The sequence below is a fragment of the Flaviramulus basaltis genome, from assembly GCF_900114265.1.
Classification (GTDB): Bacteria; Bacteroidota; Bacteroidia; order Flavobacteriales; family Flavobacteriaceae; genus Flaviramulus; species Flaviramulus basaltis.
The window spans coordinates 174,112-187,688 of record NZ_FPKV01000001.1 but is presented as its reverse complement, the minus strand read 5'-3'; the positions used below and the strand labels follow the sequence as shown (position 1 = coordinate 187,688).

Sequence of the window (13,577 nt, the reverse complement as noted above, 5' to 3'; positions counted from 1 at the left end):
CATTTAGTATTCTGTTTTATCTTCTTTTTTTTGCCATTTTTGAAATGGTTCTAAGGCAATTTCTCTTGCTAATTGTTCAAAAGGAATGCTGCGTTCTGCATAAGGTAATGGGATTTCTTTATAAATAAACTCGTCATCAAATCCAATATTTGCGGCATCTGCTTGATTGCTTCCGTAGAAAACTTTGTCTGGACGTGCCCAATAAATAGCCCCCAAACACATTGGACATGGCTCGCAAGAGGTGTAAATTTCGCAGCCATCTAATTGAAAAGAATTCAAATTTTTACAAGCATCTCTTATTGCGGTAACTTCGGCATGTGCAGTTGGATCATTAGTTGAGGTTACTTTATTGTTTCCACGCCCAATAATTTCTCCGTTTTTAACAACTACGCAACCAAACGGTCCGCCTTCATTATTATTCATGCCTTTTAAAGCAGCATTTACGGCTTCTAGCATGAATTTTTCTCTTTCTAATATATTCATTTTTTTAAATTGATTATTTTGAAATAGGCGATAAGCCTAACTAACAAATATACAATTTTAAAAACAGAATTGCCTATTTGTTAGTTAGGTACTAGACCTATTATTTTAGTTTTGAATTAAAGTATTTAAGCTTATTAATAAAGAAAAGGAAATTATTCCTTTATTAAACTTCTAGAAATAACTATTTTTTGAATTTCTGAAGTGCCTTCGTAAATCTGTGTGATTTTGGCGTCACGCATTAAACGTTCTACGTGATAGTCTTTTACAAAACCATTACCACCATGAATTTGTACAGCTTCAACGGTATGTTCCATAGCTACTTTAGAGGCGTAAAGTTTTGCCATAGCACTAGACTTATCGTAGTTGTTACCTTGGTCTTTATCCCAAGCAGCTTTCATTACTAAATACCTTGCTGCTTCAATTTCCGTATACATATCGGCTAATTTAAAAGCAATAGCTTGATGGTTGCAAATCTCGGTACCAAAAGCTTTTCTTTCTTTTGAGTATTTAAGAGCTAACTCGTAAGCACCAGACGCTATTCCTAAAGCTTGAGAAGCAATACCAATACGACCACCAGATAGTGTTTTCATTGCAAATCTAAAACCAGAACCATTTGTGCCAATTCTGTTTTCTTTAGGGACTTTAACATCATTAAATTGTAAGGTGTGAGTGTCGCTTCCGCGGATTCCTAACTTGTCTTCTTTAGGTCCCACATGAAAACCTTCCATACCTTTTTCAACAATAAAAGCATTAATACCATGAGAACCTTTATCTCTGTCAGTTTGAGCAATTACTAAATAAACATCGGCACGACCACCATTTGTAATCCAGTTTTTTGTGCCATTTATAACGTAATGATCACCATGATCTATAGCTGTAGTTCTTTGTGATGTAGCATCACTACCAGCTTCAGGTTCACTTAAACAAAAAGCACCTACAAATTCTCCAGTTGCTAATTTGGTTAAATATTTTTGTTTTTGTTCTTCAGATCCATAAGCTTCAAGACCATAACAAACCAACGAATTATTTACAGAAACAATTACTGAAGCCGAAGCATCAATTTTTGATAATTCTTCCATAATAAGAACATAAGAAATAGCATCCATACCGCTTCCGCCATATTTTGGGTCTACCATAATACCCATAAATCCAAGTTCGCCCATTTTCTTAACTAGCTCATTAGGAAACACTTGTTTGTTGTCTCGTTCAATAACACCTGGTAGTAATTCTGTTTGTGCAAAATCGCGAGCAGCTTCGCGTATCATAATATGTTCTTCGGAAAGACTAAAATTCATAATTCGTAATTAAAATGATGTTTTGGTAAAAAATATTTACAAATATAGCTTATTAGTGTTAATTTTTCAGTTGGGATTATTATTTTTACCTCTCATGGAAAAAAATGAATACAATATTATTGGGGTGATGTCTGGAACATCTTTAGACGGAATCGATCTGGTTTTAGTGAAATTCCAGTTTAATGATTTTTGGCGTTTTGAAATCATTCATTGTGAAACCGTAAGCTACACCAACGATTGGTATAATGTATTGAAAAAATTGGTGTCTTTTTCGCTTGAAGAATTACAGCAAATAGATGAAGATTACACTATTTATTTAGCAGGTATTATTGAAAATTTTATCAAAAAATATGATATAAATAATATTGATGCCGTCTGTTCTCATGGGCATACTGCATTACATCAGCCAGAAAAAAAATTAACCTACCAAATAGGGAATAAGCCAGTTTTAGCAAGATTATTAAAGCAAAAGGTTGTTTGCAATTTTAGAGTTGGAGATGTTGAGCTTGGTGGGCAAGGTGCGCCATTAGTACCAATTGGTGATAAATTATTGTTTGCTAATTATGATTACTGTTTAAATTTGGGCGGATTTGCAAATATCTCAACTGAAATAGAAGAAAACCGAATTGCTTATGATGTTTGTCCGGTAAACATTGTGTTAAATCATTATGTAAACAAACTTGGTTTTAATTATGATGATGGCGGTAAAATAGCTTCAACAGGAATTATTAATCAAGAATTACTAAGCCAATTAAATTCAATAGCGTTTTATAAAGAAAACTATCCTAAATCCTTAGGATTAGAGTGGGTGAATAAATATATTTTTCCATTAATAAATAGCTTTAATTTGGAAGTTAAAGATGTTTTAAAAACAGTTGTTGAGCATATTTCAATTCAAATATCTTCAGAAATAAATAAAAAGAATAATGCAACCGTTTTAGTTACTGGTGGTGGTGTGTATAATAGTTATCTAATAAATAGAATAAAAGCACATTCTAAACATACTATTATAATTCCTAAAAATGAGGTAATTGAGTACAAGGAAGCCTTAATTTTTGGGTTGCTAGGTGTGCTAAAACTCAGAGAACAAGTTAATTGCTTAAAAAGTGTTACGGGGGCAATAAAAGATCACAGTTCTGGCAAAATATATATACCTTAAAAATAACAAAAAATTAATCTTAAAGGATTTTAGTTTTTTATATTTGTTACATTAATAATTTAATACTTTCCTTATGAATCAGCTTTAGCTACACTTAAATAAAATTTCAAAAAATTTAATTACAAGCTAAAAACGAATCATATAAATACATAAATGAAAGAATTATTAAAAAAGTACGAAAATAAAGAACCTGAAATTGTTTTTAATTGGAAAGACTCTGAAACAGAAGCAGAAGGTTGGGTTGTTATAAACTCATTACGCGGTGGAGCTGCTGGTGGAGGAACACGAATGCGAAAAGGACTTGATATGAACGAGGTGTTGTCTTTAGCAAAAACTATGGAGATTAAATTTACAGTCTCTGGTCCGGCTATTGGTGGTGCAAAATCAGGTATCAATTTCGACCCTCAAGACCCAAGAAAAAAAGGTGTTTTAGAACGTTGGTATAAAGCGGTTTCGCCACTACTTAAAAGTTATTATGGAACGGGTGGTGATTTAAATGTAGATGAAATTCATGAAGTTATTCCAATAACAGAAGAAAGTGGTGTTTGGCATCCTCAAGAGGGTGTTTTTAATGGTCATTTCAAACCTACTGAAGCTGATAAAATTAATAGAATAGGTCAGTTACGTCAAGGGGTTATAAAGGTTATTGAGAACCCAGAGTATTCTCCTAATGTTTCAAGAAAATATACAGTTGCAGATATGATTACCGGTTTTGGCGTTGCAGAAGCGGTGAAACAATATTATAATGTTTATGGTGGTACAGTTGAAGGTAAACGCGCCGTAATACAAGGTTTTGGTAATGTAGGTGCCGCAGCAGCTTTTTATTTATCGCAAATGGGAGCTAAAGTTGTTGGAATTATTGATATAGCAGGCGGGTTAATTAAAGAAGAAGGTTTTACTTTTGAAGAAATAACGAATCTTTTCTTAGCTAAAAAAGGAAATACTCTAGAAGCAGAAAATTTAATTCCATTTAATGAAATTAACGAGAAAATTTGGTCAATAAAAACAGAAATTTTCGCACCTTGTGCCGCATCAAGATTAATTACAATTAATCAGATTGATGAAATGATTGATAGCGGTTTAGAAGTTATTTCCTGTGGAGCAAATGTGCCTTTTGCAGACAAAGAAATTTTCTTCGGACCAATTATGGAGCATACCGATTATCGTGTGAGTTTAATTCCAGATTTTATTTCAAACTGTGGAATGGCTCGTGTTTTTGCATATTTTATGGAGAGACGTGTACAAATGACTGATGAAGCCATATTTAATGACACATCAAATATAATTAGAGAAGCAATAGAAAAAATTTACAATAAAAATAAATCAAAAACAGAAATTAGTGCAACAGCATTTGAAATAGCACTAAGCCAACTTATCTAAAAATAAATTTATGGAAGCAGCAATTATTTTGGTATTTGTAATGGGATATTTAGCCATTACTTTAGAGCATAGTATAAAAATAGATAAATTAATTCCAGCATTGGTCATGATGGCTATTTGTTGGGCGCTAATTGCTCTAGGTTTAGAAGGCTTTCCGCAATGGTTTGATTCTGCTAACCATTCATTATTAGAAGGTTTTGGGAATTTCACATCAGATGAAAAGATGCATCTTATGGAAGAAACCTTACTTCATCATTTAGGTAAAACTTCCGAAATATTAGTGTTCCTTTTGGGAGCCATGACTATTGTTGAAATTATAGATTATTTTGATGGGTTTTCAACCATAAAAGATTTTGTTAAAACAAAAAAGAAAACAAAAATCTTATGGATTTTCTCAATCTTAGCATTTATTTTATCTGCTATTATTGATAATCTTACAGCAACTATAGTACTGATTTCTATTCTTCAAAAAATAGTAAAAGATAGAGACGTTCGTCTTTATTATGCAGGTTTAATTATTATTGCAGCAAACGCAGGTGGAGCATGGTCACCAATTGGAGATGTAACAACCACAATGTTATGGATTGGTAAAAAGGTGTCAACAGACCATTTAGTTGGTTATTTATTTATTCCTTCATTCTTATGTATGGCAGTGCCTTCTTTTATCGCTTCATTTTTACCAATATTTAAAGGAGATTTAGATGTTGAAGAAGTAGAAGAGAAAAAGAAATCTAAGTTTAGTGGAACTATGCTTTATTTAGGCTTAGGTGCTATTGTTTTTGTACCAATATTTAAAATGATTACACATTTACCACCTTATGTTGGTATGATGCTGTCTTTAGGAGTTGTGGCCATATTTGCTGAGATTTATAGTAGTTCTAAATTTAGTATGACTGAGTATGATTCAGAGGAAAGTGACGCCCACGCTCACCATAGCCCTGTGCATCATTCACTATCAAAAATAGAATTACCAAGTATACTTTTCTTTTTAGGTATTTTAATGGCAGTTGCAGCTTTAGAATCGTTGGGTATCTTATTTAATTTCGCTAACTCATTACAAGATTCTATGCCAATGCTCGGAACTGAGATACATACAGGGGAAGGAGTTTCAGATTTAGTGGTTCTTTTACTTGGTGTTGGTTCTGCTGTAATTGATAATGTACCATTAGTAGCAGCAAGTTTAGGGATGTTTCACGAACCTATGGATGATGAATTATGGCACTTTATAGCCTATTCAGCAGGTACAGGAGGTAGTATGTTAATTATAGGTTCTGCAGCTGGAGTAGTTGCAATGGGTATGGAAAAAATAGATTTTTTCTGGTACTTAAAAAAGATTTCATGGTTAGCTTTAATAGGTTTTCTAGTGGGATCAGTAGCTTTTATGTTTACTAGAACTTTATTTTAAATTAAGAATTAAAATATTAGTGTTTTGAATAGGTCTTCGAAAAATTGCCATTCTCAACAAAAAGGAAACAGAGACAAATAAACAAGTTATCGCTTTCACGGAAATAAGCAAAAGGTGAAGCTTTATACTTTAAAAGAAAAACTAACGTTATTAAGTTGCAATAAATTTAATATTATATGCTAAATACATTATTACTAAACATACAAGAAGTAGTAGAAGTACCGGCTGATGGAGAATCAGTTGAAAAAACACTTTCAATAATTGAACTAATTAGTAGTGGTGGTGCTGCGGGACAAGTTATAATTGCAGTACTGTTTATATTACTTGTAGGGGCTATTTATATTTATTTTGAGCGCATTTTTGCTATAAAAGCGGCTTCAAAAGTTGATGCTAATTTTATGAATCAAATTAAAGACCATGTTAGTAATGGTAAAATTGATTCTGCTCAAATGCTTTGTGCTCAAGTAAATTCACCAGTATCTCGATTAATAGGAAAAGGAATTTCAAGAATAGGAAAGCCACTAGCTGATATTAACACAGCTATTGAAAATGCAGGACGTTTAGAAATTTACGGACTAGAAAAAAACGTGAGTATTCTAGCAACTATATCTGGAGCAGGCCCAATGATTGGGTTTCTTGGTACAGTAATTGGAATGATTTTAGCCATATTTGAATTGGCTAATGCAGGAGGTACTATACAAATGGATGTTTTGGCAAGTGGGTTATATACTGCCATGACAACAACTGTAGCGGGTTTAATAGTGGGTATTGTAGCTTATATGGCATATAACCATTTAGTTGTTAAAACCGATAAAGTTGTTTATCAAATGGAAGCGAATTCGTTAGAATTTTTAGATCACTTAAACGAACCTACATAATATGAATTTTAGAGGAAGAAATAAGGTGACACCAGAATTCAATATGTCGTCTATGACAGATATTGTGTTTCTGCTTCTTATATTTTTTATGATAGCTTCCACACTTGTTAGCACTAATGCTATTGATATTTTATTGCCAAAAGCGAGTGGTAAAACAGAAAATAAAAAGTCTGTAGCGGTTAGTATAAAAAAAGATTTAACTTATTATATAGATCAAAAACGAGTAGGTGAAAGTGTTTTAGAAAATGAATTACTTGCAGCGCTTTCATCACAAGAAAAACCTACTATTGTTTTAAGAGCCGAAAAATCTGTACCTGTTGAAAATGTTGTTAAGGTTATGGATATTGCTAACAGAAATAAGTTTAAAGTTATATTAGCTGTAAAGCCTTAATTTAAAGGGTTATCGGTGATAAAGTATCGTTTCCTAATATAAAATAAAGATTCTAAAGATTTATATTGCTTAAAGTTTAACTTTATAATAAATACAAGGGTGTAAGTTTACTATGAAATACTTCAAAACAAAGCACGAAAAAAATTCAGCGAAATTAACAGCCTTAATTTCTATTATACTATTGCTTTTGCTTTTTGTTGTTGGGACAACTTATATGGATCCACCAGAAGAATATGGTGTAGCGGTTAACTTTGGTAATACCGATTTTGGTAAAGGAAACGTTCAGCCAAAAGAGCCTGTAAAATCTATTCCTCAAGAAGTAAACGAGCCACCACAACCAGAGGTAAATAAGGCAGAACCAACTGCGTCTTCTGAGGTTAAAGAGGAGGTTTTGACTGCAGACAATGCTGAAGAAATTGCCATTAAAAAACAAAAAGAGGCAGAAACTAAAGCAAAAGCTATAGCAGATGCAAAAGCAAAGGCAGAAGCAGATAGAGTTGCTAAAGAAAAACGTGAGCAAGAGGAAAAGAAGAAAAAGTTGGATGCGTTAATTGGAGGTGTTAGTAAATCTGATGGCACTACAACAGGTAGTGAGGGTAACGATAATAAAGCTGGTGATAAGGGGCAATTAGATGGCGATCCTTATGCGCCAAGTTATTTTGGTGGTCAAGGTACAGGAAGTGGTGGCGTTGGTTATGGTTTAAATGGTAGAGGTAGAGCAACCTATGAGACCCTAAAACAGGATTGTAACGAGTCAGGAATGGTAATCGTTAGAATTGTTGTTAACCAAAGCGGAAATGTTATTTCAGCAGAACCAGGACAAAAAGGAACAACCAATACTGCACAATGTTTATTAGAGCCAGCAAAAAAAATTGCATTATCTCATAAATGGCCTGCAGATTCTAACGCGCCAGCAAAACAAATAGGTTTTGTGAAAGTAAACTTCAAATTGGGTCAATAAAAAAATGACGTATCAAGATACTCTTAATTGGATGTTTTCTCAACTGCCAATGTATCAAAAACAAGGTAAAATAGCATTTAAGAAAGATTTATCCAATACCATAAAATTAGTTGATAAGCTGCGTAATCCTGAGCTTAAATTCAAATCTATTCATGTAGCTGGTACTAATGGGAAAGGGTCAACAAGTCATATGTTAGCATCTATTTTTCAAGAAGCAGGTTATAAAGTTGGATTGTATACATCACCACATTTAAAAGACTTTAGAGAGCGGATTAAAATAAACGGGAAAGAAGTAAGTAAAGCATTTGTAATTGGCTTTATACAACGTAATAAATCTTTTTTTGATTCAAATCAATTATCGTTTTTTGAAATGACTGTTGGGATGGCATTCGATTATTTTTCAAAACATAAAGTTGATATTGCTGTAATTGAAGTTGGATTAGGCGGGCGATTAGATTCAACCAATATTATAACTCCAGAAGTTTCAGTAATTACTAATATAGGTTTAGATCATACACAGTTTTTAGGGGATACATTAGAAGCTATCGCTTTTGAAAAAGGCGGCATTATTAAGCCTAATATACCAGTGGTTATAGGGGAAACTCAAAAAGAAACAACATCTGTTTTTAACGATTTAGCAAAAAATAATAATTCTGAAATAGTTTACGCAGATAAAAATATTTCAGAAATTTATAAATCAGATTTAGTAGGGAGTTATCAAGCTAAAAATATAAAAACTGTTATTCAAGCAGTTAAGGTGCTTCAAGTAAAAGGATATAAAATCGCGCAACATCATATTGAAAAAGGGTTGCTAAATGTTATAAAAAACACAGGATTATTAGGTAGATGGCAGGTTTTGCAAGAAAACCCAAAAGTAGTTTGTGATACAGGTCATAATAAAGATGGGTTAACTTATGTAATGGATCAGCTTTCAAAAGAAGTATATGACACACTACATATTGTTTTTGGAGTTGTAAATGATAAAGATTTAAACTCTATTAAAGACTTATTACCCAAAAAAGCAACTTATTATTTTTGTAAACCAGATATTCCACGTGGTTTAGATACTAATGAATTAAAACAGGCTTTTAATAATTATGGATTAAAAGGAGATGCGTATAATTCAGTTAATGAGGCTTATAAAGCGGCTTTAAAAAACTCAAAATCTACTGATTTACTCTTTATTGGGGGGAGTACTTTTGTTGTAGCAGAAATAATTTAAATTTTTATTAAAAAAATTTTTGCAATATTAAAAACTAGGTTATATTTGCACACCTAATTAGAAGGGCGCATAGCTCAGTTGGTTCAGAGCACTTGGTTTACACCCAAGGGGTCGGGGGTTCGAATCCCTCTGCGCCCACAAAAAAATCCTAAAGTTTTTACTTTAGGATTTTTTATTTCTCATTTATTCCAGCAAATACTCAGTAATGCTAATGTATCAATTTCTTTTAGTAACTTTATACAAAAGAATTATACTCTTATGGTTTTTAGTAATATAAAGCATTTTTATAAAGATATTTTTAAGTCTTACGACAACCCTTCTCTTCAAAATCACATTGAAAAAATCATTGAGTTAGATGCTTATTGGCCTTATAGTTCAACATTTTTTTGTATTACCAATACTCAGGAACTCACTTTTGAATATATAAGTAAAAACATGACGTCATGCGTAGGTTTAGATAAAGCTGACATGCAATTTAAAGGTATGCGCTACTTTTGGAGTAGAATTCATCCGGATGATCTTGAACCATGGCTACAAGCACTTAATGAATTAATGATTTTTACATTAGACGCTATAATCGAAAATGATAGAAGCCGAATGAGTTATACTTGGAATTACCGTTTTAAAAATGCTCAAGATGAATATGTGAATATTATACAAAATACTACGCCATTAGAGTTTGATTCTGGTATGAAGCCAATTATAGGTTTAGCGCACTATACTGTTCTTGATCCCAAAATTAAATTGGATATAACAGCCACCGCGAAGTTATTAAATAGCAATGATGAATATGAAACAAAATATTTTAATAGCTTTTCCAAAAAACTTTTAGATAATGCAGTAAGTCATCGAGAACGCGATGTTATTAGACTTTTAATATTGAACTATTCAAGTAAAAAGATAGGAGAAAAATTAAATATTAGTTCGCATACTGTTGATACACACAGGCGTAATATTTTAAAAAAGCTCAATTTATCATCTACAGGAGAGCTTGTTGCTTTGTTAAAAATGAGTAAAACCATTTTGTAGTCTTAAAATTATTGCATCTTAAATTATAAACAGATTTAAATGGTGTTTTAACGAAAAAAGCTTAGAAACAAGGTATTTACTCAAATTGAGTATTGTGAGTCATTGTTAACATTAAGACTTTTACATTGCTATTAATTAGTTCTTAGGGAGAATTAAAAAAAGTGTCACTTTTCAATAAATTGAATGTGGCACTTTTATATTTTTAGTATTTTTTTAAGTTTATATAAGCTCAATAACCCGTTCTAAAGCCATGCCACGAGAGCCTTTTATTAAAAATATAGAATTTTTAATTTCAGATACATCAAAAGTATTTTTAAAACTTTCAAAAGAATTGTATTTTAATATTTTTTCTGATTGAGTTTTAGATTTGTAAAAATTTTCACCAATAAAAATTATTTGATTAATGTTAAGTGAGCTAGATAGATTTACAATACTTTGATGTTCTTTTTCTGCTTCTTGACCAAGTTCAAACATGTCTCCTAAAATGGCAACTTTATTTTCTGCTTGTTTTTCAAAATTTAATAAAGCGGCTGTCATGCTTGAAGGATTAGCATTATAGGCGTCTAGAATAATTTTATTAGTGTCTTTTTCTATAATTTGTGATCTGTTATTATTTGGTTTATAGTCTTCAATAGCAGACTTAATATCATAATCATCAACTTTAAAATAGTTTCCAATTGTTATAGCAGCAGCAATATTGTTGTAGTTATAATCTCCAATAAGTTGGCTTTTAATTTCTAATTTATTGTATTCACTTATAACAAAAGGGTCGGCTTTAGTAAAATTAATTTTAACATTAGTATTTTCCTTATTTCCAAAAGCGAAAACCTTAGCTTTTTTCGTTTTTTCAACTTGAATAATATCGTTTGTATTTACAAATACAGTTTTATTATTGGTTATTAAGTAATCATACATTTCGCTTTTGCCTTTAATAACGCCTTTAACACTACCAAAACCTTCCAAATGCGCTTTACCAAAGTTTGTGATGTAACCAAAGTCAGGTAGTGCAATTGAGCATAAAAATTCAATTTCTTTTTGATGATTAGCCCCCATTTCAACTATACCTATCTCGGTGTTTTTGGTTATAGACAATAATGTTAAGGGTACACCTATGTGATTGTTTAAATTGCCAACTGTGGCAGTGGTTTTGAATTTTTTAGATAGCACAGCATTAATAAGTTCTTTTGTAGTTGTTTTACCATTACTGCCCGTTAGTGCTATTATTGGTGTTTTTAAATAGTTTCTGTGAAATGTTGCTAGTTTTTGAAGTGTTTCTAAAACATCATTTACTAAAATGATTTCAGAAGTTGTATTAAACTCTTCTTCATCAATAATAGCATACTTTGCACCTAATTCAATAGCTTTTTTAGCATATTTATTTCCATTAAAATTATCACCTTTTAAGGCAAAGAATATGTCATTTTTCTGAATTTTTCTAGTGTCTGTACAAACCGAATGGCTTTTTAAAAAAAGTTGATGTATTTCTTCTATTTTCAAAGGTTAGATGTTTTATTAAGAAAATAAATGTATTAAAAAAGTCCTAACAAATGCTAGGACTTTTTTAATTATTATTTAAAAACTAATTTTTAGTTTTTAGTTTTATTTTTTGTTTTACTTTTTGATCCTACACGAGACATAGCACATCTAAAACCTATATAGTCTGTTGCCATATCCTGAGGGAAGTAACGTCTTTGAGCTGGATCTAACCAATACTCTCTGTCTTTCCAAGAACCACCTTTGTAAACTCGAACTTCATCATTAATTAAAGATGTTCTGTTGTTTCTTTTGTCAAATTCTCTGATGATATTGCCAGAAGAATCTCTAGATATTGTATGTTTAGGTGAATTATACATTAATCTTGTTTCAGTACTTTCATCTACACCTTCATCATCGTTAAAACTTTCAAAGTTACGAGAAGAACGCTTATCACCATCTCTAAAGTTTATTTCATCACTTTTATCAAAGTTAGTACGTAAATATGTTTCATTTTCATCAACAGGAACTTGTAATATTTCGCCTGGTAAATTTCTAGCGATTACTTTTCCGTTTGATAAAGTATCATATACGATATCGTCTGAAGTAACAACTTTGACTGTACCATCTTCGTTTAATGCATTTTTAGTATATACATTTCCACGATAGTAGTTAAAATCGTTAAATTCATCATCAATAATAGGTCTGTAAACATCGGCAACCCATTCAGCAACATTACCTGCCATATCATATAAACCGTAATCATTTGGATCGTATGATTTTACTGCATTTGTGATATCTGCACCATCGTCAGACCAACCTGCAATCCCACCATAATCACCTTTTCCTTGCTTAAAGTTAGCCATTTGGTCACCACGTATTTTACGTTTTCCTGAGCGTGTGTATTGTCCGTCCCAAGGATATTTTTTACGTCCACGGTAAAGGTTATAACTTCTAATTTCACTTAAACCTAAAGCAGCATATTCCCATTCTGTTTCAGTTGGGAGTCTATATTTAGGTGTGATTAAACCCGTTTCGCGAGTTGCATAAATGTTAGTTTCATTGCCATCTGCATCTGTTCTAACATATTTTTTGTTACGTTTCTCACCGTTAATAATTTCTTCATTACCACCATAAGTTAACGTTGGGGCATTAATGTAAGTATCAGTACTAAAAGTTTGTTCTGAATTTACATCAACAATTTTAGCATCACGTTTTAAATAACCTGCTTTTTCTAAGTTGTATTCATTAACACGGTCTGAGCGCCAGTTAGAAAATTCTACAGCTTGAATCCAGCTTACACCAACTACAGGGTATTCGCCATAACCTGGGTGACGTAAATAGTTATCTGTCATTACTTCGTTAAAGCCTAAACGGTTTCTCCAAACCAATGTATCTGGTAAAGCACCATGATAAATGGCTCTAAAGTTCTCATCAGATGGTGGATAAACACGTTTTATCCAATCTAAATACTCCATATACATGGCATTAGTAACTTCAGTTTCATCCATGTAAAAGGATTGAACGTGTTGCTGATTTGGACTGTTATTCCAATCATGCATCACATCATCTTGAACCTGACCTTTAGTAAAGGTACCGCCTTCTACAAAAACTAATCCAGGAGAAGTTTCTTGTTCTGTGAAGTCATTATTGTACTGGAAACCACCTTCTTTAGAGTTGATTTGCCAACCTGTAGCTCTGGAGCTATTTTTTGAACTCGAAGATTTTTTACAGCTAGTTGACACGACTGTTAATGCCAAAACTAACACAATCTTGAATGCTACTACTTTTTTCATATCCATACTTTTTAAGTAAGCTAATAATATTTTTGGTGCTGCAATATAAGAATTAAACCGAATAACGCAAGCTATTTTTTGCATTTTAACCAAAAAAATGTGTAT

12 protein-coding genes and 1 tRNA gene are annotated in these 13,577 nt (G+C 32.0%); 9 read left to right on the top strand and 4 right to left on the bottom strand.

Features of this window, described 5'->3' with window-relative positions:
• Positions 1-3 precede the first annotated feature (3 nt).
• Both BT151_RS00870 and BT151_RS00865 read right to left on the bottom strand, forming a co-directional pair.
• Entirely contained in the window at positions 4-483 is a 480-nt protein-coding gene (locus tag BT151_RS00870) for a nucleoside deaminase (RefSeq protein WP_171946593.1), read from the bottom strand.
• Between the two features lie 152 nt (positions 484-635).
• Positions 636-1,778: an acyl-CoA dehydrogenase gene (locus BT151_RS00865; RefSeq protein WP_072399720.1), complete on the bottom strand. Its 1,143-nt coding sequence runs from the start codon at positions 1,776-1,778 to the stop codon at positions 636-638.
• Between the two features lie 94 nt (positions 1,779-1,872).
• Between BT151_RS00865 and BT151_RS00860 the strand changes: the two genes are divergently transcribed.
• The 9 genes from BT151_RS00860 (at position 1,873) to BT151_RS00820 (ending at position 10,203) form a co-directional block, all read left to right on the top strand.
• Entirely contained in the window at positions 1,873-2,937 is a 1,065-nt protein-coding gene (locus BT151_RS00860; RefSeq protein WP_072399718.1) for an anhydro-N-acetylmuramic acid kinase, read from the top strand.
• Positions 2,938-3,090: 153 nt separating this feature from the next.
• Positions 3,091-4,317 carry a Glu/Leu/Phe/Val dehydrogenase dimerization domain-containing protein gene (locus tag BT151_RS00855; protein ID WP_072399716.1) on the top strand — a complete coding sequence of 409 codons (1,227 nt, stop codon included), beginning with the start codon at positions 3,091-3,093 and terminating at the stop codon, positions 4,315-4,317.
• A gap of 10 nt (positions 4,318-4,327) precedes the next feature.
• The gene (gene nhaD, locus BT151_RS00850) at positions 4,328-5,722 is read left to right on the top strand and encodes a sodium:proton antiporter NhaD (protein WP_072399714.1); all 1,395 of its coding nucleotides are present in this window, start codon (positions 4,328-4,330) and stop codon (positions 5,720-5,722) included.
• A gap of 176 nt (positions 5,723-5,898) precedes the next feature.
• On the top strand, positions 5,899-6,600 hold the full coding sequence (locus BT151_RS00845) for a MotA/TolQ/ExbB proton channel family protein (protein WP_171946592.1): 702 nt from the start codon (positions 5,899-5,901) through the stop codon (positions 6,598-6,600).
• Position 6,601: 1 nt separating this feature from the next.
• A complete protein-coding gene (locus tag BT151_RS00840; protein ID WP_072399713.1) occupies positions 6,602-6,991 on the top strand; it encodes an ExbD/TolR family protein in 390 nt (129 codons plus the stop codon).
• A gap of 112 nt (positions 6,992-7,103) precedes the next feature.
• Positions 7,104-7,952, top strand: a complete 849-nt coding sequence (locus tag BT151_RS00835; protein ID WP_072399711.1) for an energy transducer TonB — start codon at positions 7,104-7,106, stop codon at positions 7,950-7,952.
• Between the two features lie 4 nt (positions 7,953-7,956).
• The gene (locus BT151_RS00830; RefSeq protein ID WP_072399709.1) at positions 7,957-9,174 is read left to right on the top strand and encodes a bifunctional folylpolyglutamate synthase/dihydrofolate synthase; all 1,218 of its coding nucleotides are present in this window, start codon (positions 7,957-7,959) and stop codon (positions 9,172-9,174) included.
• A 63-nt stretch (positions 9,175-9,237) separates the two neighbouring features.
• Positions 9,238-9,312, top strand: a tRNA-Val gene (locus tag BT151_RS00825).
• Between the two features lie 120 nt (positions 9,313-9,432).
• Positions 9,433-10,203 carry a LuxR C-terminal-related transcriptional regulator gene (locus tag BT151_RS00820; protein WP_072399708.1) on the top strand — a complete coding sequence of 257 codons (771 nt, stop codon included), beginning with the start codon at positions 9,433-9,435 and terminating at the stop codon, positions 10,201-10,203.
• Between the two features lie 219 nt (positions 10,204-10,422).
• On the opposite strand, the gene BT151_RS00815 is transcribed toward BT151_RS00820, so the two are convergent.
• Both BT151_RS00815 and gldJ read right to left on the bottom strand, forming a co-directional pair.
• Entirely contained in the window at positions 10,423-11,700 is a 1,278-nt protein-coding gene (locus BT151_RS00815; protein WP_072399706.1) for a UDP-N-acetylmuramoyl-tripeptide--D-alanyl-D-alanine ligase, read from the bottom strand.
• Between the two features lie 89 nt (positions 11,701-11,789).
• Complete coding sequence (gene gldJ, locus BT151_RS00810; protein WP_171946614.1) at positions 11,790-13,478, bottom strand: gliding motility lipoprotein GldJ; 1,689 nt, start codon at positions 13,476-13,478, stop codon at positions 11,790-11,792.
• Positions 13,479-13,577: the final 99 nt, after the last annotated feature.